This is a genomic window from Streptomyces sp. CBMA291, from assembly GCF_014596525.1.
Lineage (GTDB): Bacteria > Actinomycetota > Actinomycetes > Streptomycetales > Streptomycetaceae > Streptomyces.
In genome coordinates this window covers 46,994-70,162 of sequence record NZ_MSJP01000079.1, presented here as the reverse complement: position 1 = coordinate 70,162, position 23,169 = coordinate 46,994, and the positions used below count along the sequence as shown (strand labels likewise).

General features: G+C 73.9%; 21 protein-coding genes. 13 read left to right on the top strand and 8 right to left on the bottom strand.

The features are described from left to right. Positions 1-77 precede the first annotated feature (77 nt). The 5 genes from BU197_RS18845 (at position 78) to BU197_RS18825 (ending at position 6,132) form a co-directional block, all read left to right on the top strand. Complete coding sequence (locus BU197_RS18845) at positions 78-908, top strand: glycoside hydrolase domain-containing protein (protein WP_188269434.1); 831 nt, start codon at positions 78-80, stop codon at positions 906-908. Between the two features lie 393 nt (positions 909-1,301). Continuing rightward, the gene (locus tag BU197_RS18840; RefSeq protein WP_188269433.1) at positions 1,302-1,784 is read left to right on the top strand and encodes a DUF6643 family protein; all 483 of its coding nucleotides are present in this window, start codon (positions 1,302-1,304) and stop codon (positions 1,782-1,784) included. Between the two features lie 55 nt (positions 1,785-1,839). Continuing rightward, the gene (locus tag BU197_RS18835) at positions 1,840-2,664 is read left to right on the top strand and encodes an MOSC domain-containing protein (protein WP_188269432.1); all 825 of its coding nucleotides are present in this window, start codon (positions 1,840-1,842) and stop codon (positions 2,662-2,664) included. Between the two features lie 151 nt (positions 2,665-2,815). Next, on the top strand, positions 2,816-3,427 hold the full coding sequence (locus tag BU197_RS18830; protein WP_188269431.1) for a hypothetical protein: 612 nt from the start codon (positions 2,816-2,818) through the stop codon (positions 3,425-3,427). Between the two features lie 269 nt (positions 3,428-3,696). Continuing rightward, the gene (locus BU197_RS18825) at positions 3,697-6,132 is read left to right on the top strand and encodes a right-handed parallel beta-helix repeat-containing protein (RefSeq protein ID WP_188269430.1); all 2,436 of its coding nucleotides are present in this window, start codon (positions 3,697-3,699) and stop codon (positions 6,130-6,132) included. On the opposite strand, the gene BU197_RS18820 is transcribed toward BU197_RS18825, so the two are convergent. Then, positions 6,102-8,498, bottom strand: coding sequence for a hypothetical protein (locus BU197_RS18820; protein WP_188269429.1), 2,397 nt, complete (start codon positions 8,496-8,498; stop codon positions 6,102-6,104). The genes BU197_RS18825 and BU197_RS18820 overlap by 31 nt on opposite strands. 133 nt (positions 8,499-8,631) lie before the next feature. Here BU197_RS18820 and BU197_RS18815 point away from each other — a divergent pair, with 133 nt between their 5' ends. From BU197_RS18815 to BU197_RS18805, 3 genes are all read left to right on the top strand, one after another. Next, complete coding sequence (locus BU197_RS18815; RefSeq protein WP_188269428.1) at positions 8,632-9,456, top strand: DeoR/GlpR family DNA-binding transcription regulator; 825 nt, start codon at positions 8,632-8,634, stop codon at positions 9,454-9,456. Further along, complete coding sequence (locus tag BU197_RS18810; protein WP_188269427.1) at positions 9,453-9,893, top strand: SRPBCC family protein; 441 nt, start codon at positions 9,453-9,455, stop codon at positions 9,891-9,893. The genes BU197_RS18815 and BU197_RS18810 overlap by 4 nt, the downstream gene beginning before the upstream one ends. Before the next feature lie 149 nt (positions 9,894-10,042). Next, the gene (locus BU197_RS18805; protein WP_188269426.1) at positions 10,043-10,543 is read left to right on the top strand and encodes an SRPBCC family protein; all 501 of its coding nucleotides are present in this window, start codon (positions 10,043-10,045) and stop codon (positions 10,541-10,543) included. Here BU197_RS18805 and BU197_RS18800 read toward each other — a convergent pair. Beyond that, positions 10,503-11,642, bottom strand: coding sequence for a PLP-dependent cysteine synthase family protein (locus tag BU197_RS18800; RefSeq protein WP_188269425.1), 1,140 nt, complete (start codon positions 11,640-11,642; stop codon positions 10,503-10,505). The two genes, BU197_RS18805 and BU197_RS18800, sit on opposite strands and share 41 nt — an antisense overlap. A gap of 186 nt (positions 11,643-11,828) precedes the next feature. Here BU197_RS18800 and BU197_RS18795 point away from each other — a divergent pair, with 186 nt between their 5' ends. Together BU197_RS18795 and BU197_RS18790 are read left to right on the top strand one after the other, a co-directional pair. After that, the gene (locus BU197_RS18795; RefSeq protein ID WP_188269424.1) at positions 11,829-12,197 is read left to right on the top strand and encodes a hypothetical protein; all 369 of its coding nucleotides are present in this window, start codon (positions 11,829-11,831) and stop codon (positions 12,195-12,197) included. Positions 12,198-12,528: 331 nt separating this feature from the next. Next, the gene (locus tag BU197_RS18790; protein WP_188269423.1) at positions 12,529-13,092 is read left to right on the top strand and encodes an ATP-binding protein; all 564 of its coding nucleotides are present in this window, start codon (positions 12,529-12,531) and stop codon (positions 13,090-13,092) included. A gap of 155 nt (positions 13,093-13,247) precedes the next feature. Here BU197_RS18790 and BU197_RS18785 read toward each other — a convergent pair whose 3' ends face one another. Together BU197_RS18785 and BU197_RS18780 are read right to left on the bottom strand one after the other, a co-directional pair. Next, a complete protein-coding gene (locus BU197_RS18785) occupies positions 13,248-13,535 on the bottom strand; it encodes an SHOCT domain-containing protein (protein ID WP_188269422.1) in 288 nt (95 codons plus the stop codon). Between the two features lie 216 nt (positions 13,536-13,751). Continuing rightward, positions 13,752-14,522: a methyltransferase gene (locus BU197_RS18780; RefSeq protein WP_188269421.1), complete on the bottom strand. Its 771-nt coding sequence runs from the start codon at positions 14,520-14,522 to the stop codon at positions 13,752-13,754. A 90-nt stretch (positions 14,523-14,612) separates the two neighbouring features. Here BU197_RS18780 and BU197_RS18775 point away from each other — a divergent pair, with 90 nt between their 5' ends. Beyond that, entirely contained in the window at positions 14,613-15,095 is a 483-nt protein-coding gene (locus tag BU197_RS18775; RefSeq protein ID WP_188269420.1) for an SRPBCC domain-containing protein, read from the top strand. A gap of 19 nt (positions 15,096-15,114) precedes the next feature. Here the strand turns inward: BU197_RS18775 and BU197_RS18770 are convergent, their stop codons facing one another. After that, positions 15,115-16,341: an ROK family protein gene (locus BU197_RS18770; RefSeq protein WP_188269419.1), complete on the bottom strand. Its 1,227-nt coding sequence runs from the start codon at positions 16,339-16,341 to the stop codon at positions 15,115-15,117. Between the two features lie 246 nt (positions 16,342-16,587). On the opposite strand from BU197_RS18770, the gene BU197_RS18765 reads away from it, so the two are divergent. Then, positions 16,588-17,358 carry a maleylpyruvate isomerase family mycothiol-dependent enzyme gene (locus BU197_RS18765; protein WP_188269516.1) on the top strand — a complete coding sequence of 257 codons (771 nt, stop codon included), beginning with the start codon at positions 16,588-16,590 and terminating at the stop codon, positions 17,356-17,358. 112 nt (positions 17,359-17,470) lie between these two features. Here BU197_RS18765 and BU197_RS18760 read toward each other — a convergent pair whose 3' ends face one another. From BU197_RS18760 to BU197_RS18750, 3 genes are all read right to left on the bottom strand, one after another. Further along, positions 17,471-18,136 (bottom strand): response regulator, encoded by a 666-nt coding sequence (locus tag BU197_RS18760; protein ID WP_188269418.1) that lies wholly within the window; start codon positions 18,134-18,136, stop codon positions 17,471-17,473. Next, positions 18,133-19,263: a sensor histidine kinase gene (locus tag BU197_RS18755; protein WP_188269417.1), complete on the bottom strand. Its 1,131-nt coding sequence runs from the start codon at positions 19,261-19,263 to the stop codon at positions 18,133-18,135. The genes BU197_RS18760 and BU197_RS18755 overlap by 4 nt, the downstream gene beginning before the upstream one ends. A 663-nt stretch (positions 19,264-19,926) precedes the next feature. Beyond that, positions 19,927-21,342: a geranylgeranyl reductase family protein gene (locus BU197_RS18750; RefSeq protein WP_411158506.1), complete on the bottom strand. Its 1,416-nt coding sequence runs from the start codon at positions 21,340-21,342 to the stop codon at positions 19,927-19,929. Between the two features lie 398 nt (positions 21,343-21,740). Here BU197_RS18750 and BU197_RS18745 point away from each other — a divergent pair, with 398 nt between their 5' ends. Next, positions 21,741-23,105 carry a dipeptidase gene (locus BU197_RS18745; protein ID WP_188269415.1) on the top strand — a complete coding sequence of 455 codons (1,365 nt, stop codon included), beginning with the start codon at positions 21,741-21,743 and terminating at the stop codon, positions 23,103-23,105. Positions 23,106-23,169 lie beyond the last annotated feature (64 nt).

Here is a 23,169-nt window from a genome sequence, read left to right as displayed (position 1 = left end):
CTCGCCGACACGTCCGCCGGATAAGGTGACCGGGCTCCGGGGGTCCGGGGCCCGGTGTCCGGATGGGGTGGGGAAGAATGCCGAAGCATCGGCTGTCCAGAAAAGGCCGTTACACGGCTCTGGCGGCGGCAGGCGCCGTCGCGGTCGTCGGTGCCGGGTTCGCGACGCAGACCTCGATGGCCGCCACGGCCTGGCCCGCACAGAAGACGTACACGGGCCGGGCCTTCGACGCCTGCACGGCCCCCTCGCTCAGCACCATGACGGCGTGGAAGAAGGACGCCTACTACGGCGGTGTCGCCGTCTACATCGGCGGCCGGAACCGGGGCTGCGCCCAGCCCAACCTCACGAAGAGCTGGGCGAAGTCGGTCGACGCGCTCGGCTGGCGGATCGTCCCCCTCTACGTCGGCGCCCAGCCGCCCTGTCAGAAGAGCCTCAACAAGGAGCGGTTCACCGCCGCCACCGCCGTGTCGGTCGGGGCGAGCAACGCCAACGACGCGATCGCCAAGGCCACGGCGCTCGGCATGAGGCCCGGCAGCCCGATCTACCTCAACATGGAGTCGTACGACACCGCCGACAAGGCCTGCGATGACGCCACCCTCGCCTATGTCCGGTCCTTCACCCGGACCCTGCGCGCCAAGACCTACCGCGCCGGGCTCTACGGCTTCAGCAGCTCCAGCGCCAAGGCCGTGGCCACCGCCAAGGACCGCACGGACCTGCCGGGCAACCTCTGGTACGCCCTGTGGAACGGGCAGGAGACCACCACCAAGGACTGGCCCTGGGACCCCAAGCTCTACACCGGCCACAGCCGCGCCCACCAGTACAAGGCCAACAGCAAGGAGACGCGCGGCGGCGCCACCCTCACCGTCGACCGCAACGCCTGGGACGCCCCCGTCGCCCTCATCGGCTGACCATCCGTGAAGGGACGGCTCCGCAGCGTCCGGAGTGGATCATCCGTAAATTCTCCGGCGGCAATCACCGGGGAAGTCGGAGCACCCGCCGAGCGATCACACCGGTAATCCCGCGCGCATCGGGAAATCCCTCCGAGGATCCCGCACCGGCCGTCCGGCCGATACCTCCGGACGGCCGACCTCGCAGGTGAAGGGCGCGTGGAGGCCGAGTCGCCCTTGGTAGCCGGGCCGCCACTTCCCGTCAGCGAAGTGCCCGATCCCCCGGGAAAACAGCCTTTGTTTACATAGGCTTTAGCGGTGTTCCGGCGGAAGGGGCAGACAAAACCAGCGTAAAACGGAGAACCCCGGGGCCGGGTCTCCCCAATCAGCACATCGTGGGCTTAACTTATGGCCATGACCTCGCACCGCTCCTATGGAGGCGGTTACCACACCGCGCCGTCCTTCCCGGACACCCCGATCTACGACTCCCTGGTCGCGGAGCGGGGCACGCCTCAGATCGCCCCGATCAGAGTGCCCGCCGCCTACGACACCGGCTTCCCCGTCGCCGGTTCCTCTCTGCCGGCGCTTCCCCCGGCGCTGCCCGCCCTCCCGGCGGCGCCCTCCCCGCAGCCCCCCTCCTACGGCGGCGGCTACGGATATCCGCAGCCCGCGCCGCAGATGGCCCCCGTGCCCCTCCAGCACGCCCCCGCCCCGTACATCCCGCAGCAGCAGATGCAGCCGCGCGGGCACCAGGGCGGGCCGTACACCCAGCCGCCGCGTCCGGCGCCCGCGGGATACGAGGCGATGCGCCCGGCGGCGCCCCGGCCCGCTCCGGCTCCCGCCCCCGCTCCGTACGAGGACCCGTACAACCGCCCCTACCAGGGCGGGGGTTACTGACCCGGGTTTTCGCTCCCGGCGACGGCGGGGCCGGGGCGGCTGGCAGGATGAGGGCATGCCGACTCCCGCGCTCCGCTCCGTCCACGTCCACCCGGTGAAGGCCATGCGCGCGCTGACGACCTCGGAGGCCGAGGTCCAGCCCTGGGGGCTGGCCGGAGACCGCCGCTGGGCCGTCGTCGACGCCGAGAACAAGGTCGTCACCCAGCGCCGCCACCCCCGGATGGCGCTGGCCTCGGCGGAGCCGCTGCCGGGCGGCGGAGTGCTCCTCTCCGCGCCCGGCCGTCCGGCGCTCGCGGTCGAAGTGCCGGAGCCCTCGGCCACCCTGACGATGGAGATCTTCGACAAGCCCGTCGAGACCGTGCCCGCGGACGGCGCCGCCGACGCCTGGGTGTCGGCCTATCTGGAGGGCGACTTCCGTCTCGTCCACCTGGACGCTCCCGAACACCGCAGGCCCGTCGATCCGGAGTACGCACTGCCCGGCGAGACCGTCAGCCTCGCCGACGGCTACCCCCTGATGGTCACCACCGCCACCTCGCTCGACGCCCTCAACTCCCTGATCGCCCAGGGCGACCACGCCCACGAGGGCCCCCTGCCTATGGGTCGCTTCCGGCCGAACCTGGTGATCGAGGGAACCGCCCCCTGGGCCGAGGACGGCTGGACGCGCCTCGCCGTCGGCGAGGTCGCCTTCCGGGTCGCCCGGCCCTGCGGACGCTGCGTCGTCACCACCACGGACCAGTCCACCGCCGAGCGCGGCAAGGAACCGCTGCGGACCCTCGCCCGGCACCGCAAGCAGAACGGGCGGGTCATCTTCGGCCAGAACCTCGTCCCCGAGCACACCGGCACGATCCGGGTCGGCGACGAGGTGAAGATCCTGGACTGAGCACTCCCGACGCCCTACGGCCTACGACCTACGGGCCTACGACTCGCGGCGTACGCCCCGCGACGGGTTCCCCGACCCCTTCGGCGGGCGGGGAACCCAACCCGCGGGCACACTCGTTGGAGGAGCGGAGAACAACGAGGGGGGTGCTGACGTGCGCGCAGCCATCGGCCTCTGGCGCTGGCGGCACAATCCCCTGCGCCGGACCACGGACCTCGTGGAGGCGTGGGTCGCCTTCACGGCCGCGGCGCTGCTCTGTCTGCTCGTGCCGCTGGCCGGATGGACGGCCGGTGCCTCGGCCAACGCCTCGCTCCAGCGTGCCGTCCGCGCCCAGCAGGAACAGCGGCTGCCCACCACGGCCCGGGTGCTGCGGGCGGCCGACCGGTCGGCGGGCGGCGGCAGGACGGCCGGTGTCACGGGGAGCGAGGAGCGGCTGCGCCGTGCGGTGGTCGCCCGGTGGACGGCGCCGGACGGTTCGGCCCGGACGGGGACGGTGACGGCGGCCCGGCAGGACTCCGCGCCCGGATCGGCCTTCCCACTGTGGACCGACCGGAGCGGGCGCCCGGTGCACGCGCCGATGCAGGCGGGCGCGGCCCGAGCGCACGCGGTCATGGCCGGTCTGACGGCGGCTCTGCTCACCGGGCTCATGGTGGAGACGGTCCGCCGTCTCGCCGTCCGCAGACTCGTCCTGCTGCGGTACGCGCGCCTGGACCGCGCGTGGGCCGCGGTGGGACCGGACTGGGGACGCACCGGCACGGGCAGCTGAACCGGGCAGGCAGGGAGCGGCCCCGCACGGGCGGGTCCGGACGACAGGGAGTGCCCCGCGCGGGCGCGCTCGGACGTCCGGGGCCGAGCCGCGCGGGCGACCGGGAGCGACCGGCCCCGATCGCCTGCGACCACTCGCGACCGGGCATGTCATCAGCCCGGTTCCGATAGGGGTGCGGGGCCGGAGACCCGTCGGTCCGTCGGGTCGGCGCGCGCTACGGTGGGACATCGGAGCAGCGACGAGGCATGAGGCGGGGGCAGGGCACACCCATGGCACAGGGCACGGTCCAGGTGACGCACACCGGCACGTCGAGGTGGCGTCGCCGCACGGGTGAGTACCCTTCGCTCGCGGCAGCCCTGGAGGCCGCCGGGGACGGGGACGTGCTCACCGTCGCTCCCGGCACCTACCGGGAGAACCTGGTGGTGCGCCGGGCGGTCACCCTGCGCGGCCCCGAAGGCGCCGTCGGCCCGGTGCGGATCGCGCCGCCGGACGGCGTGCCGGTGACGCTCCGCGCCTCGGTCACCCTGCGGGACCTGCACATCGAGGGGCAGGACGGGGCCGCGCCCGCGCTGCTCGTCGAGGACGGCGCTCCCGAACTGCTCGATCTGCGGATCATGACCCGCTCGGCCGCGGGCATAGAGGTGCGGGGGACCGCCCGGCCGACGGTCCGCCGCTGCACGGTCGACAATCCGGCCGGGATCGGCATCGCCGTACTGGACGGCGCGGGCGGGGTGTTCGAGGAGTGCGAGGTGGTGTCCGCCGGGCAGGCGGGCGTCTCGGTGCGCGGCGGAGCCCACCCCCGGCTCGAACGCTGCCGGATCCATCACGCCTCGGGCGCCGGGATCGCCGTGACCGGCGAGGGCAGCTCTCTGGAGGGCGTGGGCTGCGAGGTGTACGAGATCAAGGGTTCCGGTCTGCGGATCGCGTCCCGTGCCGTGGCGCACCTCACGGACTCCCTGGTGCACCGCACGTCGGCGGACGGCATCACGCTCGACACGGACGCGGCCCTGACCCTGTCGGACTGCGACATCCACGACATCCCGGAGAACGCGGTCGACCTGCGGTCCCGTTCGGTCCTGACGCTGACCCGGTCGACCGTGCGCCGGTTCGGCCGCAACGGTCTGTCGGTGTGGGACCCGGGGACCCGGGTGGACGCCAACCAGTGCGAGATCCACGACAGCACGGGCGACTATCCGGCGGTGTGGGTGAGCGACGGGGCGACGGCCGTCCTGGACTCCTGCCGGGTGCACGACGTGCCGGACGCGCTGTTCGTCCTCGACCGGGGCTCCCGGGTGGACGTGGTGGACAGCGATCTGTCGCAGGTCAGGAACACGGCGGTGTCGGTGAGCGACGGGGCCACGGCGCAGCTCGACGACTGCCGCATCCGGGAGGCCTCCACCGGCGCCTGGTTCCGGGACCACGGCAGCGGCGGCACCCTGGGCGGCTGCACGATCGACTCCGTGCAGACCGGGGTCATCGTCACCAAGGGCGCCGACCCGACGATCGACCGGTGCACGGTCACCTCGCCCGCAGAGGCCGGTTTCTACGTGTCGGCGGAGGGCCGGGGCACCTTCACCGGCTGCCGGGTCACGGGCAGCGGCGGCTACGGCTTCCATGTCACCGACGGCTGCCGGACGAGCTTGCGCAAGTGCCGTACGGAACGCTGCGCGCGGGGTGGCTACGAGTTCCCCGAGGAGGGGGCGAGCGCGGAGGACTGCACCAGCGACGAGAGCGCGGTCCGTTCCTCCGTCCCCGAGGGCGGGAGCCTGCCGCCGGTCACGCCGCCGGGCGCTCCGCCGGGGACGGTGCTCGGGCACGCGCCCGTGCCCGTGCCGCGTACCCCTCCGGTCGTCCCTCCCCCGGCGCCCGCCGTGCCCGTCCGTGTGCCCGAGGCCCGTGCCTCGCAGGACGTCCTCGGGGAGCTGGACGGTCTGGTGGGTCTGGAGAGCGTGAAGCTGGAGGTGCGGACGCTGATCAACATGATCGAGGTGGGCCGCAAGCGGCAGGAGGCGGGGTTCAAGGCGGCCTCGGTCCGGCGGCATCTGGTCTTCACGGGGAACCCGGGCACGGGAAAGACGACGGTGGCCCGGCTGTACGGCGAGATCCTGGCCGCGCTCGGGGTCCTGGAGCGCGGGCATCTGGTGGAGGTGTCCCGGGTGGACCTGGTCGGCGAGCACATCGGCTCGACGGCGATCCGTACCCAGGAGGCCTTCGACCGGGCGCGCGGCGGGGTGCTGTTCGTCGACGAGGCGTACGCCCTGTCGCCGGAGGACTCGGGCCGGGATTTCGGCCGTGAGGCGATCGACACGCTGGTGAAGCTGATGGAGGACCACCGGGACGCGGTGGTGGTCATCGTCGCCGGGTACACGGCGGAGATGGAGCGGTTCCTGACGGTCAATCCCGGGGTGGCCTCGCGTTTCTCGCGGACCATCACCTTCGGGGACTACGCGCCGGACGAGCTGCTGCGGATCGTGGGGCAGCAGGCCGACGAGCACGAGTACCGGCTCTCGCCGGGGACGGACGAGGCGCTCCTCGGGTACTTCACGAGGCTGCCGAAGGGGCCTGCGTTCGGCAACGGGCGGACGGCGCGGCAGACCTTCGAGTCGATGGTGGAGCGGCACGCGGGCCGGGTCGCCGCGCTCGCCGAGGCGAGCACGGACGACCTGACGCTGCTTTATCCGGAGGACCTGCCGGAGCTTTCCTGACCGGTGGGTTCCCGGCCGTCGCGCGGGTGGGGCAGGGTGGCCGGGAGCCGGTCGAGGAGGTCGGCGCGCCGCTGGGCGAACGCCGGATCGGCCTGGTAGTCGGAGTGGCCGAGGATGGGTTCGGGCAGCGGGTGGGCGCGGGTGCGGCCGTAGACGACGGGGTCGAGGAGGACGTCGGCGTCGACGGCGGGCCTGCCGTCGTCGGCGGCGACGCGGACGGGTCCTCCGATGGGGTCGGTGGCCCGGTCGAGGTTGCTCCAGCAGTGGACGGTGCGGTTCAGGGCGCGGAGCGCGTCGGGGCCGAAGTAGGCGGGGAACCAGCGGCCGTAGAGCCGTTCGAGCGGGGAGCCGTAGGTGAGGAGCGCGACCCGACGGCGGGTGGCGGGCCGTAGCTGCCAGACGGCGGCGGCGGCGAGGACGCTGCCCTGGGAGTGGCCGGAGATGACGAGCCGTCCGCCGGTGGCGCGGGTCCAGGAACTCATCCGCCAGGTGAGGTCGGGCACGGCGCGTTCGGCGTAGCAGGGCGGGGCGAAGGGGTGGGCGGCGCGGGGCCAGAAGGTGCCGACGTCCCAGAGGATGCCGACGGTGCGGCGGGCCGAGGGGTCCCGGTAGGCGCGGCGGCCCCAGGTGACGAAGAGCAGGAAGCCGAAGCCGATCATCCAGGAGCCGAGGGCCTGGGTGGCGGAGGCGAGGGAGGCGAGGGCGGGTCCTGCGCCGTCGAAGGCCCGGCCGGGGACGTTGCCGCTGGCCCAGGCGCCGATGACGGAGCAGGCGCCGAGGAGGAGGGTGGCGCCGGAGACGACGCCGACGAGGACGGGGGCGGAGTCGGTGAGTCCGGCCCGTGCGCGGGCGGTCGCGATCTGTCCGGTGCGGACCGGGTCGCGTTCGTCACCGGGGTAGTCGGCTTCGACGGCGGCGCGCAGCCGCCGTGCGGTGAGCAGGGTCCGTACGCCGAGGAGGGCGGCGGGCGCGAGGAGCAGCAGGAGCAGGACGGGGATGACGGACGCCTGCCAGCTGAGCAGGACGGGGGGTGCGATGCGGGCGCCCGGGTCGCCCATGCCGGGGGTGGCGGGTCCGTCGAGCCAGTCGGCGACGCGCTGGGCCACTCCCCCGGACATGACGCCCGCGAGGGCGCAGGAGAGCATGGCGACGGCGGGTCCGCCGAGTCCGCGCAGTGCGGTACGGGGGTCGCGGCGGGGCCGTTGGAGGAGCAGGGCGACGACGCCGAGGGCGACGACGAGGGCGCCTTGGGCGAGGGTGAGGGCGCCGAAGACCGTGTTGCCGGGGAGGGTTCCCGAGGAGGTCCAGCCGGGGCGGGACCAGGAGGCGTAGACGGCGGTCAGCACGAGCAGGGCGAGGGCCGCGGCGGGCAGCCAGGAGACGAGGGTCTTCTCCAGGCGCAGGTCGAGGCGGCGTTCGCTGCGGCCTCGGCGGCAGACGACCCAGAGGACGATGCCGCCGAGGACGGCGACGGCGGTCTGGAGGATGCCGCCGAGGACGGCGCCGGTACCCGGGAGGGCGGTGTCGTACCGGGCGGTGCCCGTGACGAGGGCGGCGGCGACGGTGAGGAATCCGGTGGCGGTGTGGGCGGCCCGGAGGCGGGCGACGAGTCTGCGTCCGTACCAGAAGCCGGGCCGTCCGAGGGCGGCGCGCAGGGCGCCGGGGGGTGCTCCCTCGGGGGTCTTCCCGGTCTCTCCCCCGCCGTCGGTCTGTGGGGCGGCGGGGGCGTCGTAGCCGGTGGGGGGCCGCTGGGCCTCGTAGGCGCTCCACGTCCTGTTCGACAGGTACCAGAGCAGTCCGACGAGGAGGGCGGGCACGGCGGCGGCGAGGGCGAGGCGGCGGCCGGGCTGGGACCACCAGCCGTCGCGGCTCGCGGAGAGGAAGCCGAGCCAGGAGTGGTCGCCCGTGCAGGCGCTGCTCGCGGCGCACTGCCAGGCCGTGAGGTCCAGGGCGACCTCGCAGGCGGCGGCGGTGAGCAGGGCGGTGAGGGTGAGGGCGACGAGCCGGACGAGGACTCCGTAGAGCCGGACGAGGCCGGTGTGGTCGGGGGCGGGCGGGCGCATCCAGTGGGCGAGGTTGGCCACCATGAACGGCAGCAGGAGGAGCCACAGGGCGCGGGCTCCGTCGCCGGAGGTGAGGTTGGACCAGCAGTAGGCCTCGCGGACGGGGCCGGTGGCGTAGCGCTCGGGGTGTTCCTCGGCGTCGAGGTCGTCGGCGCGCCGGTACACGGCGGCGGTGCGGTCGCCGGTGACCCGTACGGTCCTGGGGTCGTCGAGCATGTCCTGGGGGGTGGTTCCGCCGACTCCGTGAACGAGGAGTTCGAGCGCAGCGCCCCCGCTCTTCGGGGCGGGTGTGGCAGGGGACACTGAGGCGGCTTCCTCTCGGAGTGGGAAGATGCGACGTCGGCTACAGGATCGCGGACGGAGGCGCGGTGGCGCACCGTCCTCACCGAATCCGACGCCCATCCCCTTGTCTCCTGCGGAAGGACCGGCCCCGGCGGTGACTGACAATCAGAACCTCCTCGCGGAGCAGCGGCGCGCCCTGATCCTCGACGAGGTGCGGCGGCGCGGCGGTGTCCGGGTCAACGAGCTGACCCGGCGCCTGAGCGTCTCGGACATGACGATCCGCCGTGACCTGGACGCGCTGGCCCGGCAGGGCATGCTGGCGAAGGTGCACGGCGGGGCCGTTCCGGTGGCCGAACCCAGCACCCACGAGCCGGGGTTCGAGGCGAAGTCGGCGCTGGAGCCGAGCGCCAAGGACGAGATCGCCCGGGTGGCGGCGGCGCTGGTGGCGCCGGGCACGGCCATCGCCCTGTCGGGCGGGACGACGACGTACGCCCTCGCCCGGCATCTGCTGGAGGTGCCGGACCTGACCGTGGTGACGAACTCGGTGCGGGTCGCGGACGTGTTCCACGAGGCGCGGCCGAATGCGGGGAGCGAGGCGCGGCGGGGGGCGGCGACGGTGGTGCTGACGGGTGGGGTGCGCACGCCGTCGGACGCCCTGGTGGGGCCGGTGGCGGACCGGGCGGTCCGTTCGCTCCACTTCGACCTGCTGTTCCTCGGGGTGCACGGGATCTCGGTGGAGGCGGGGCTCTCGACGCCGAATCTGGCGGAGGCGGAGACCAACCGGTGTCTGATGCGGTCGGCGCGCCGGGTGGTGGTGGTCGCGGATCACACCAAGTGGGGGAAGGTGGGCCTGAGTTCGTTCGCCGACCTGACGGAGGTGGACACCTGGGTGACGGACCGGGGGCTTCCCGGAGGTGTGCGGGCGGAGGTCGTCGAGCAGTTGCCGGGGCTGCTCGTGGCGGGCGAGGAACCGATGTGAGCCGTTTCCGGGTGGAGCGGGTGGTCCCGGTGGCGCCGGAGGAGGCGTGGCGGCGGCTCACCCGGTGGCCGGCGCACGCCCGGCGGGTGCCGCTGACCCGGACGCGGATGCTGACGCCGGGGCCGAACGGGGTCGGGACGCGGTTCACGGCCCGGACCGGGATCGGCCGCCTGCGCTTCGACGATCCGATGGAGGTCGTGCGCTGGGAGCCTCCGGCGGTGGGCGGGTCCGGGGTGTGCCGTCTGGAGAAGTCGGGCCGGTCGGTGCGGGGCTGGGCGGTGATCGAGGTGTCGGCGGCGCCCGGCGGCGGCAGCCGGGTGGTGTGGACGGAGGAGCTGTCCGTGCGCGGGCTGCCCCGGGCCTTCGATCCGGTGCTCGGGCGGGCGGGGCGGTGGCTGTTCGGCCGGGTGGTGGACGGACTGCTCGGGTCGGGGTGACGCGGGCGGCGGGGGTGGTCGCGCCCTGCGCGCCGGGGTCCGGGTCGGGTCCGGGCCGCCTCCCGCTCCGGCCGGGGCACGGCTCTGGGCTGTTGACAGGATGTCAGTTAGGGTTCTGCTTCCGTTTCCGTCCCGGGGAGGTTCGTTCCATGGCACGCCGACTGAGGCCGGTGGGGCTCGACTTCACCGCGTCCGCGCCCGTCCGTCTGGTCTTCGGCGCGGTGCTCGTCGCACCGCCCCCGGCCGTCTACCGCTCGCTCGCGGTGGAGGTGGGGAGCCTGCCCGCGTGGTTCACCGCGGTCGCCTCCGCCGTGCCGACGGCCGATGGCACGGGGCGTACGCTGCGGCTGCGGGGCGGTGTCGTGTTCGAGGAGACGATCCTCGCCGCCGAGCCCGACGTCCGCTACGCGTACCGGGTGGACTCGACCAACGCACCCGGCATGACCGCCCTGGCCGAGGAGTGGGCGCTGACCCCGGAGGGCCGTGGCACCCGGCTGCGGTGGACGATGGCCGCCGACGGTCCGGCGCCGTTCCGGCTGGCCCTGCGCTGCGCCGCGCCGGGCATGGCGCTGTCCTTCCGGGACGCGGCGCGGCGCCTGGACCGGCGGCTCACTCCGGCCATACCCCCGTCGCCAGGAACTTCTCGATGACGGCGGTGTACGGGGTGATGTCGAGGCCCTGCCCGGCCAGCCAGTCGTCGGAGTAGTACTTGTCGAGGTAGCGCTCGCCCGGGTCGCAGATCAGGGTGACGACGCTGCCGGTCCGCTCCTCGGCGACCATCTCGGCCACGAGCTTGAAGGCGCTCCACAGCCCGGTGCCGGTGGAGCCGCCCGCCTTGCGGCCGATGACCGTCTCCAGCGCGCGGACGGCGGCGACGCTCGCGGCGTCGGGGACCTTCATCATGCGGTCGATGGCCCCGGGCACGAAGCTCGGCTCCATCCGGGGCCGTCCGATGCCCTCGATGCGGGAGCCGCACTCGGAGGTGGCGTCCGGGTCGTGGTGGGTCCAGCCGTCGAAGAAGCAGGAGTTCTCCGGGTCGGCGACGCAGACGCGGGTGTCGTGCTGCATGTAGTGGACGTAGCGGGCGATGGTGGCGGAGGTGCCGCCGGTACCGGCGGTGGCCACGATCCAGGCGGGTTCCGGGTACCGCTCCAGCTTCATCTGGGAGTACATGGACTCGGCGATGTTGTTATTCCCCCGCCAGTCGGTGGCCCGCTCCGCGTAGGTGAACTGGTCCATGTAGTGGCCGCCGGTCCGCTCGGCGAGCGCGGCGGCCTCCTCGTACATCGTGCGCGAGTCGTCGACGAAGTGACATCGTCCGCCGTGGAACTCGATGAGCCGGCACTTCTCGGGGCTGGTGGTGCGCGGCATGACGGCGATGAAGGGGACGCCGACGAGCTTGGCGAAGTACGCCTCGGAGACGGCGGTCGAGCCGCTGGAGGCCTCGATCACGGGCTTGCCCGGCCGTACCCAGCCGTTGCACAGGCCGTACAGGAACAGCGAGCGTGCCAGGCGGTGCTTGAGACTGCCGGTGGGGTGCGTCGACTCGTCCTTGAGATAGAGGTCGATCCCCCACTTCTCCGGCAGCGGGAACCGCAGCAGATGCGTGTCGGCGGACCGGTTGGCGTCGGCCTGGACCTTGCGGACGGACTCCTTGAGCCAGGCGCGGTACGCCGGGTCGCTGCGGTCGACGTCGACGGTGAGCGCGGTGGCCGGTCCGTCCTGAAGGCTCTTCTCCGTGGTGCTCATCGGCGCCTCTCCTCGTTCGGCTCCCCTGCTTCCCCCGGGGTGCCCCACACTGTCGACAATACCGGTCCCACCTGGGCAAACGTTTCCTTTGGCTCTCCATAGGCAGGACTTGCGGAAGGGGCTCTGGTGCGGGCGCCGAGCGCCCGGCACACTGGGAGGACAACTGGGTGAAAGGGGCGGATCGTCATGTCGGAACCGGAGTTCAGCGCCAGGGGTGTGGGGATCGTCCGCTGGCCGAGGTCGTTGACGCGCGCGGGCGAGGTACGGATCGAGGACGGTCGTCTCGCCCTGCTCACGAGTTACGGCAGCGAGATCGACAGCGCCCCCGTGGGGGCGGTACGGGCGGGGCGTCCGTGGTTCGCGAAGCCCGACGAGGCGGTCGCGAAGGTGAACGGCACCCGCTATCGGCTGACGCTGCACCAGGAAGGCCACTGCGCGGAAGCCGAGGGCTCGGACGGCGGCGCCGACAGCGGCGGCGGCTCCGACGACGGTGACGCGTCCCGGGAGACGGGTCGCTTCCTGGCCGCGCTGAAGCGGGCGGCGGGACGCCGCTGACGGGCGCGTACGGCGGGCGGAGCCCGTGCGGCCCGCAGGGCCGCGAGCCCGTAGGAGGCTCGCCGGTCGGTGCACGCGGGGGCTCCGTCCCTCGCTCCGCCCCTCGGAGACACCGGGGGCTCTTCGTCGGCTCTTCGGAAGCCCTTCGGCAGCCCTTCGGCGGTCCCGTCTGTGGCCGTGAGTTGCGGGAGGGTCACGAGTGGTTCAGGCTGGAACCACCTCACCGAGGGTTGACCGGTGGTGACGAAACGTTCCCGCCCGTCGCCCTGCTGTACCGCATGAGAGATCCGTATCTTCGTCTTCTTCCGGACCACTTCGGGGAGTCGCAGCCGTGATCAGCGAGCCGAGCAGGTATTACGCGGTGGAGCTTCAGGCCCTGCCGTCGCGGATCGGACAGATCCGCAGGATTGTCTCCGCGCATCTGCGCCACTGGCGTCTGGACGCCCTGGTCGATCCCGCCGCCCTGGGCGTCACCGAACTCCTCACCAATGTGCACCGGCACGCCCGGGACAAATGGTGCACGGTCGAGATCGAGCTGCTGCTCGACCGGCTCACCGTCTCCGTCCGGGACCACGATCCCCGGCTTCCCGAGACCGGGCCCGGCGGCCCGGACCCCCTCGACGCCTACGACGAGCTGGCGACCTCCGGGCGAGGCCTCGCCATCGTCGGTGCGGTCAGCGAGAGTTGGGGCGTACGGCCCTGCGGGTCCGACGGCAAGGTCGTCTGGTTCACGCTCGCGGCGCCCCCGCTGCCGGACGCCGCCGTCGAGAGGCACCGGCGGGCCGTGTACGGGCCTCCGGCCGGGAGTCCCGTGCCGGCGTACGAGCTGTTCCCCGCCCTCCCGGTGGGCGCCTCGGTCGCGCCGGGCCCCCTCGCGACCCCGGCGGTGGCCTGAGCCTCGTCCCGTACGAGCCGCCGCGCCCGCCCGGACGGCGGTGTCCGCCCGGCCCGACCGGGCCACCCCGACCGCCCGGCCCTCACGGGTCGGGCGGGCTGACGGGGCCGGGGGCCAGGGTGATCCGGGCGGTCCGGGTGTCCGGCCGGACGTGATCACTTCCGGCGTGCCTCGGGGCCGGTGGTACGGCGGCCGAACTGCTCCTCCAGGACGGTCAGGCGGCGCCAGTACTCGTCCTCGTCGATCTCCCCGGCGGCGAAACGGTGGCCGAGCAGGGCGATGGGCGAGTGCTCGTCGGATCCGCCGCCCCGGTGACGGAGGTCGCGTCCCCTGCGCCATCCGGCGCGCCGGACGACGGTGACGACGCCGACGATGGCGGCGGCCCAGAAGAGGGGGAAGAAAAGAATCCACGGGCCGGGGCCCGCTAGGGCGAGTGTGTTCATGGCGGTTCGTCTCCTCGGTGCGATGTGACGCTGTCCGTGGTACGAGCCTCGCTCCCGGAGGGGCCCCGGGGCGTCGTACGGGCAGCGGCTTCGCGCGTACGACGAGGGGAGTACGCCGGAGGCCGGACCTGGCGTCCATGGGCGCCCCGGCCGACAGGGACCGCCGGAAGGGCGCCGCCCGCACCGGCAGGCACCGACCCGACCCGCCCGGATCCGTCAGTCGACCGCGATCAGCGTGAGGTAGGCGAGCCCGAGGACGCCCCGGTAGCCGTGGAGCCAGCCGGAGCGCTGGCGGTCGAGGCGCTCGCGGGTCTCGGCGGCGAGCGGGTGGCCGGGATGGGCGGCGAGCCAGAGTTCGGTGTCGTACCGGTAGCCCGACTCGAACTCCTCCCACTCCTCCCTGGTCGCCGTCTCGATCCACACCGGCCGGAACCCCGACTCGACGGCCAGGTCCACCAGGGCGCCGAGGCTCAAGTGGTCGCCGTCGTGGGCGCCGGGCCACATCCGGGCCAGTTCGGGCCCGGTGGGCGGGCGCTCCCAGATGCCCTCGCCGAGCACGACCCGGCCGCCCGTACGGACGAGCCGGCGCAGTTCGTGCAGGGCGACGGCGGGATCGTGCGGCAGCCCGGGATCGCAGAGCGCCTGGCTCGCCCCGAGACAGAGGATCGCGTCGACGGGGCCGCGATCGGTGCCGAGCGCCGACTCCTCGACGAAGGCCACGCGGTCGGCGAGCCCCCGGGATGCCGCGAGGGCGCGGCCACGGTCCAGATCCTCGGCGTTGATGTCGAGCCCTGTCCCCCGGGCGCCGGGCGCCGCCGCCAGGACCCGCAGCAGCGACTCGCCCCAGCCACAGCCGATGTCGAGCACCTCCGCGGGGTCGTGGGCGGTGAGGCGTTCGACCATGCGGTCGGCACGGGAATCGGAGATCGGGTTGTGGAAGGTGAGGCTGCCGAGACGCGGGGGAAGATCGGAATCGTGTGAGGTCATGGGGCGGAACGGTACGTCGTACGGCGGTCCTCCCCCACCGGTTTTCCGCCCGGAGGCGCGGTCCGGACGGTCTCGCCCTAGCCTGGAGGCGTGTACAGCACGCGTGTGTCCCGACACGTCGCCGCCCCGCCCTCGGCCGTCTACCGGGCGCTCGTCGACCCGGCGGCCGTCGCGCGCTGGCGAGTGCCGTACGGGATGACCTGCGAGGTGCACGAGTTCGACGCGCGCGAGGGCGGGACCTTCCGGGTCTCCCTGACGTACGAGGGCGAGGACGGCGGCACGGGCGGGTCGGGGGGCCGTACCGACACCTACCACGGGCGGTTCGCGGAGCTGCTGTCGGACGAACGGGTGGTCGAGGTCGTCGAGTTCGAGACCGAGGACCCCGGTTTGCGGGGCGCGATGAGCCTCACGACCACGCTGGTCCCGATGGAGGGCGGGACCGATGTGATCCTTTTCCACGAGGGGATCCCGGACGCCGTGCCCGCCGCCGACAACGAGCTGGGCACCCGGATGGCCCTCGACCGGCTGGCGGCTCTGGCCGAGGGACGGCCTGAGGAGGAGGTCCGGTCCTGAACGGTCCCGGTGCCCCTTCTCAGGCCGGTTCGCGGCTCAAGACGGACAGGGGGTCGTCCAGGACCGGCTGCCAGGCCAGTTCGGCGGCGCCGACGAGGCTGTTGTGGTCCAGGGTGCAGGGGAGGATCGGGACGCTTCCGCTGCGCCCCCAGAGGCTGCGGTCCGCGACGACCGCGCGCAGGCGCTCGGGGTCGGCGTCGAGGAGTTCGCGGTGGAGACCGCCGAGGATGATCCGGTCCGGGTTGAGGATGTTCACGAGACCCGCGAGCCCGAGGCCGAGGCGGTCGATCAGCTCGCCCGTGGCGACCCGGACGCCGGGGTCGTCGGGGCTGCTGCGCAGCAGGTCGCGGCATTGCTGGAGCAGCGAGACCTCGGGCCCGGGGTCGCGTCCGGCGGCCGTGAGGAAGGCGAGCGGGTCGGTCTCGACGTCCAGACAGCCACGGCTGCCGCAGTAGCAGGGGCGGCCCTCCGGGCTGACCGTGAGGTGGCCGACCTCCAGGGCGAGGCCCGCGCTGCCGGTGTGCAGGCGCCCGTCGAGGACGAGCGCGCCGCCGACACCCCGGTGCCCGGTGGCCACGCAGAGCAGGTCCCGGGCGCCGCGCCCCGCGCCGTGGCGGTGCTCGGCGAGGGCGGCGAGGTTGACGTCGTTGCCCGTGAAGGCGGGTCCTTCGATGCCCGCGGCCCGTACCCGCTCGGCGAAGATCTCCCGTACGGGGGCCCCGGCGGGCCAGGCGAGGTGCAGTGGGTTGAGCGCGGTGCCCTCGGGTTCGGCCACGGCGGAGGGGGCGGCGAGTCCGGCGCCGACGCACCGGCGGCCGCTCTCCCGGAGCAGCGCGGCACCCGCGTCGACGACCGCGCCGAGGACCTGGGCGGGGTCGGCGGAGACGGTGACGCAGCCGGGGGCGGTGGCCACGATGGTGCCGCCGAGGCCGACGAGCGCGGCGCGGAAGCCGTCGGCGTGGACCTGGGCGGCGAGGGCGACGGGGCCCTTCTCGTCGACGGCGAGGCGATGCGAGGGGCGCCCCTGGGAGCCCGCGGCGGCGCCCGGATTCGAATCGACGCGGATGAGGCCGAGGGCCTCCAGCTCGGCGGCGACCGCACCCGCGGTGGCCCGGGTGACGCCGAGTTCGGCGGTGAGGACGGCCCGGGTCGGCGCCCTGCCGGTGTGCACCAGTTCAAGCGCGGGGCCCAGCGCGTTCCGCCCCCTGTCCAGCCGTGTCCGGGTGGTCGTCGCCTTGCCGCTCATGGGGGTGAGTCTCCCATGATCGGACGGTACGCCGGTCCCGCACCCCCCGGGCGGGTCCGGGACCGCCCGGAGTCGGCGGCGGGGGGCGGAGGGGCCGGGAACACAGGCCCGGTGGATGTGCCGGAGTCACACTTCGGGTCCTTTAGCACACCTGTTGACCCCTTCATGGCAATTCCGCCGGACCACCTCGCCGCCACTTCGACGACTGCGACAATCCCACCCATGGACGAGAACACCGGCGTAAACATGAAGATCTCGGAGCACATCGAGGCACTGGAGACGGCGGGCCGGGCCCTGGCCGACGCCGCCGCGGGGGCCGGCCCGGACGCGGACGTGCCGACCTGTCCCGAATGGCGGATCCGCGACCTGCTCCGGCATGTGTCGATGGTGCACCGCTGGGCCACGGACCTCGTGGTGGAGCGGCGCACCGCGTTCCACCCGGGCGCCGGGGAGCCGAAGCTGGACGGGGCGGAACTGCTCGAGTACTTCAGGGAGGGGCACACGGCCCTGGTCGAGGCCCTGCGGGCGGCTCCGGAGACGCTGGACTGCTGGACGGTCCTGCCCACCGCCTCGCCGCTCGCGTTCTGGGCACGGCGCCAGGCCCACGAGACGACCGTCCACCGCGCGGACGCCGAGTCGGCGCTGGGCGCGGGGCCGGGGCCGGTGGCGGCGGAGCTGGCCGCCGACGGTCTGGACGAACTGCTGCGCGCCTTCCACTGCCAGGACGGCAGTCGGCTGCACACCCCGGAGCCCCGGATCCTGCGGCTGCGGACGACGGACACGGGCGACGTCTGGACGGTGCACTTGTCGGCGACGGAACCACCGAGAACGGACCGGGGGCATCCGGCGACCGGTGCGGGAACGGTCCTGCAAACCCCGGACACCGAGCTGAGCGGCCCGGCCGACCGTCTGTACCTGACCCTCTGGAACCGGCTTCCCCTCTCCGCCGTGACACTGACCGGCGACGAGGACCTGGCTCACATGTGGCGGGAGAACTCGGCCGTCACCTGGTCCTGAACCGCGTATCACCGGCTGGGGCGCGGGGCGGGCCCGGGGAGACACGGCCGTCGCGGTGGGGCGCGTCCGCCCCCGGCCCCCTGGCCCGCGCCGCCGACCCGCCCGTCTGCGGTCAGCCCAGCCAGCCCGGCCGGACGAGCCCCGATTCGTAGGCGAGGACGACGAGTTGGGCGCGGTCCCGGGCGCCGAGCTTGACCATGGCCCGGCTGACGTGGGTCTTCGCGGTGAGCGGGCTGACGACGAGCCTGCGGGCGATCTCCTCGTTCGACAGTCCGATGCCGACCAGCGCCATCACCTCCCGCTCCCGCTCGGTCAGGGCGCTCAGCGTCGCCGTGGCCGTCGGCGCCTTGGAACGGGCCGCGAACTCCTCGATCAGCCTCCGGGTGACTCCCGGCGAGAGCAGGGCGTCGCCGTCGACGACGGCACGGACCGCGCGGATCAGCTCTTCCGGTTCGGTGTCCTTGACGAGGAATCCGGAGGCGCCGGCGCGGATCGCCTCGAAGACGTACTCGTCGAGTTCGAACGTGGTCAGCATGACGACCCGGACGCCCGTCGGCTCCGCGTCGGCCGTGATCCGCCGGGTGGCCTCCAGACCGTCGAGGCGCGGCATGCGGATGTCCATGAGGACGACATCGGGCCGCAGGGCCCGTACGCGCTCCACCGCCTCGGCGCCGTCCGCCGCCTCGGCCACCACCTCGATGTCCGGCTGCGCGCTCAGGAGCGCGCGGAACCCCGCCCGTACCAGCGACTGGTCGTCGGCGAGCAGCACACGGATCACGGGGTCTCCTTGGAACGCAGCGGGAGTACGACGTGGACGCGGAAGCCGCCGTCCGGGCGGGCACCCGCCTCGATCGTGCCGCCGAGGGCGGCGGCCCGTTCCCGCATCCCGGCGAGCCCGTTGCCGCTGCCGCCCGCCTCGGTCCCGGTGGCGGGACCGTCGTCGTCGACGGTCAGTTCCAGCCGTCCGGAGCCGTACGCGATCCGCACCCGGGCGGTACGCGAACCGGAGTGGCGTACGACGTTGGTGAGCGCTTCCTGCACGATCCGGAAGGCGGCGAGGTCGGCGCCGGGCGGCAGGGCCGTACGCGGACCGCTCGCCGCCACGGAGACGGCGAGGCCCGTCGCGGCGGCCTGTTCGACGAGTTCGGGGAGCCGGTCGAGTCCGGGGGCCGGGGCACGCGGCGCGTCCCCCGGGGCACGGAGGGTGTCGAGGACCTGCCGGACCTCGCCGAGCGCCTCCTTGCTGGCCGCCTTGATGGTGGTCAGCGCCGACCGGGCCTGCTCGGGATCGGAGTCGAGGAGCGCGAGGCCGACGCCCGCCTGCACGTTGATCACGGAGATCGAGTGGGCGAGCACGTCATGGAGTTCCCTGGCGATACGCAGCCGCTCCTCGTCGGCGCGGCGCCGCTCGGCCGCCGCCCGCTCGGCCCGTCGCTGCGCGTGCTGTTCGCGCCGGACCCGCACTGACTCCGAGGCCGCGAACACGGCCACCGCGAAGGCGGCGGCGGGCAGCTCCTGCCCCCAGCGGGCGGGCCCGTCCCCGGCCGGGGGCAGCCAGCGGTAGAGCCAGTGGGCGAGCAGCAGATGGCCCGTCCAGAGCAGGCCGAGGGCCCAGGCGGCGGAAGTCCGGTGCCCGTGCAGAACGGCCGCGAAACAGGCGACGGCGACGAGGACGAACACCGGGCCGTACGGATAACCGGCCGCCAGATAGCCGAGGGTGACGGCCACCACGCCGAACAGCACGGGCACGGGCCATCGGTGACGGAACAGCAGCGGCGCCACACCGAGCAGGAGCAGGGCGTGCCCGAGTGCGTCGAGCGTCTCCCGGGACTGCTGGCTCCGCGACGCGAATCCGGACCCGGCGATCACGAACACGGCGATCACCACGGTGGACCACCAGGGCAACCGAGCACCGGAACGGACACGGTCCCAGCGGTCCGGGTGGTCCCAGCGGCCCGGGTGGGTGGAGTGACCTGGCGGGCTGGGGTGGCCTGAGGGGCTGGGGTGGCCTGGGTGGGTGGGGTGGCCTGGGGGGCTGGGGAACGCGCGGTGGCCGTCATGGTCATGGCGGCTCCGGTGGTCCCGGTGGTCCCGGCCGTCCGGGCCCTCCCCGTCTCGGCCTCGGCCGTGGGCTCGGCGGTCCCCCGGATGCGCGCGCCCGTCCCTCCGCTCCTGGTCCATGTCCGCCACGCTAACCGGGGACGCGCCCCGGGGGCGTCAGCCCGGCGGGGTGGTCACCCGTACTCCCTGCGGAGTAGGCGGATGCGCGGGCCGATGGCGGTCCACGAGGTCGGCGCCTGCGTCACCGGGGTCGGCCCCCTGCTGCTCCGACGGGGAGCCGGGGCCATCGCCCCTGCTCCCCGCTCCCTGCTCCCCGCTTCACGGTCCGAGGGCCGTCGCCCGTCCGCACCCCGGCTTCCGCATCACGCCGACGGGCCCCACCACCCCGGCGGCATGAGCCGACCGGTGTGGTGGAGCCCGTCCGCTCCACTCTTCAGACTCCCCGGGTCCTGAGCCAGACCCGGCCCCAGCCCTGGCCCCGGGCCCAGGACCAGGCCCGGTAACCCGTCAGACGGCCTCCGGCGCGTCCGGCCCCTTCTCCCCCGGGCCCGCCTCGGTCCCGCCCCGCGAGGTCTCGTCCTGCGAGGTCTCGTCCTGTCGGGTCTCGTCCTGCGCGTTCCCGCCCGGTGCCGTCCCGTCCTCGCCCGGCTCGCCCCGCACCGCGTCGGCGTCGCCCGGGTCGGCCTTCGGGTCCTCGGGCTCCTGCTCCGCTTCGTCCTTGCGGCCGACGCCCCGGCCGGTGGGGCCGACGCCCGACTCCGTGTCCATGCGCTTGTCGAGCAGGTCGATGGCCCGCCGGGTCATGCCGTTCGAGCGGGCCATGCCGCCGAGCGTGGCCGAGCCCCGGGTGATGTCCGCGAAGGCGTTCCACGCGGGCCGAAGCCCCGTGATCGCCGCGTGCAGCAGCCCCGGGCGCCGCTCGAAGACGGCGAGCATCCGACGGCCGACCGCCATCTCGACGCCGAGCCCCGCCTTGATGGCGAACACGTAGTTGAGGGCCTGGCGCCGGGCGTCCACCGCGTCGTTCGCCTCGGCGACCCGTACCGCCCACTCACCGGCGAGCCGGCCCGAGCGGAGCGCGTACGAGATGCCCTCCCGCGTCCACGGTTCGAGGAGACCCGCCGCGTCACCGCAGACGAGGACCCGGCCCCGGGAGAGCGGCGAATCGTCGGTGCGGCAGCGCGTCAGGTGCCCGGAGGAGACGGCGGGCTCGAAACCGGAGAGGCCGAGCCGGGCGACGAAGTCCTCCAGATACCGCTTGGTCGCCGCGCCCTCGCCGCGCGCCGAGATGACGCCGACGGTGAGCGTGTCCCCCTTAGGGAAGACCCAGCCGTAGCTGCCGGGCATCGGGCCCCAGTCGATGAGGACCCGGCCCTTCCAGTCCTCGGCCACCGACGGGGGCACCGGGATCTCCGCTTCGAGGCCCAGGTCGACCTGACCGAGCTTCACACCCACGTGGGCGCCTATCCGGCTGGCGCTGCCGTCGGCGCCGACGACCGCGCGCGCGAGGATCGTCTCCCCGTCGGCGAGGACGACGGCGACAGTCCGCCGGTCGGGCACGGCCGGGCCGTGCTGCTCCACCCGGGACACGGTGGCGCCGGTGCGCAGTTCGGCGCCGGCCTTCTGGGCGTGCTCGACGAGCTGCGCGTCGAACTCGGGCCGGTTGACGAGCCCGAAGAGCATCCGGCGCGACTTGCGGGTGCGGGCGAAGCGCCCGTCGAGGGAGAAGGTGACGGCGTGCACCCGGTCCTGGAGGGGCAGTTCGAAGCCGGGCGGCAGGGAGTCGCGGGAGGGGCCGATGATGCCGCCGCCGCAGGTCTTGTACCGGGGCAGCTCCGCCTTCTCCAGGAGCAGGACGCTGCGCCCGGCGACGGCCGCCGCGTAGGCGGCGGAGGCACCGGCGGGTCCGGCGCCGACGACCACGACGTCCCAGACGCCGGACGGGCCCTCGCCCGCCTCGGCCGACGGGGCGTCACCCGTGTCCGTCGCCGGTTCCACGGCGTCGGCCGGGTCCCCGGCCGACGGCGCGTCCGGGGTCTCCCCCCGGTCCGTCACCGGGGCCGCGTCCTCCGACGCCCGCGCACCGATGCCCTCGGGAGCCGCGCCTTCAGGCGCGGTGTGCTCCGGACCGGCGTTCCCTGCGTGCTCGCTGCTCACGATGTACTTCTGCTCCTGATCCGACCGGCGGTCTGCTCCTGACGCATCCTACGGCGCGGTAGCCAGGGCCCCGCCCGTAGGATCGACGGTGCGCTCGGCGTACCACGACATACGCCGGACGCCGTCCCTCTGTCGTCAACGTCGCACCCATCAGGAGCGTGCCCATGACCTCGAATCCGATCGCCGAGACCGTCCGGTCCCTGATGCCACGCGCCAAGGACGAGCTCACCGAGCTGGTGGCCTTCGAGTCGGTCGCGGACGAGACCGTGGCCCCCCGCAGCGAGTGCGAGGGCGCGGCGAACTGGGTCGCGGACGCGCTGCGCGCCGAGGGCTTCCAGGATGTGGCGCTGCTCGACACCCCGGACGGTTCGCAGTCCGTCTACGGCATCCTGCCCGGCCCGGTCGGCGCGCCGACGGTGCTGCTCTACGCGCACTACGACGTACAGCCCAAGCTCGACGAGTCGGCGTGGCTCACCCCGCCGTTCGAGCTGACCGAGCGGAACGGGCGCTGGTACGGGCGCGGCACCGCCGACTGCAAGGGCGGTGTGGTCATGCACCTGCTCGCGCTGCGCGCCCTGAAGGCGAACGGCGGCGTCCCGGTGACGGTCAAGGTGATCGTCGAGGGTTCGGAGGAGCAGGGCACCGGCGGTCTGGAGCGGTACGCCGAGCAGCACCCGGAGGTCCTCGTCTCCGACGCCATCGTGATCGGCGACGCGGGCAACTTCCGGGTGGGCCTGCCGACGGTGACGGCGACCCTGCGGGGCATGACGATGATCCGGGTCGGCATCGAGACCCTTGAGGGCAATCTGCACTCCGGTCAGTTCGGCGGCGCCGCTCCGGACGCGCTGGCCGCGCTGATCCGCGTCCTGGACTCGCTGCGCGGGCCCGACGGCTCCACCGTCATCGACGGGCTGCCCGCCGACGACACCTGGGAGGGGTTGCAGTACCCGGAGGAGGACTTCCGGCGGGACGCGAAGGTCCTCTCGGGCGTCGACCTGCCGGGCTCCGGGACCGTCGCGGACCGGGTGTGGGCCCGTCCGGCCGTCACCGTGGTCGGCATCGACTGCCAGCCGGTGGCCGGTGCGACCCCGTCGGTGCCGTCCTCGGCGCGCGCGCAGGTGAGCCTGCGGGTGCCGCCGGGTCAGGACGCGGCCGAGGCGACGAAGCTGCTCTTCGCGCACATCGAGAAGCACACGCCGTGGAACGCCCGGGTGACCCTGGAGCAGGTCGGTCAGGGCCAGCCGTTCCAGGCGGACACGTCGAGCCCGGCGTACGCGTCGATGGCGGAGGCGATGCGGGTCGCGTACCCGGGCGAGGAGATGCAGACGGCGGGTCTCGGCGGCTCGATCCCGCTCTGCAACACACTGGCCTCGCTCTACCCGGAGGCGGAGATCCTGCTGATCGGCCTGAGCGAGCCGGAGGCGCAGATCCACGCGCCGAACGAGTCGGTCTCGCCTGAGGAGCTGGAGCGCCTCTCCGTGGCCGAGGCGCACTTCCTCGCCAACTACGCCCGCTCCAAGCAGGGCTGACGCTACGCCGGTTCAGCGTTCGGCGAAGCTCGCCGAGAGCGTAAGAGGCATACGGCGGACCCGC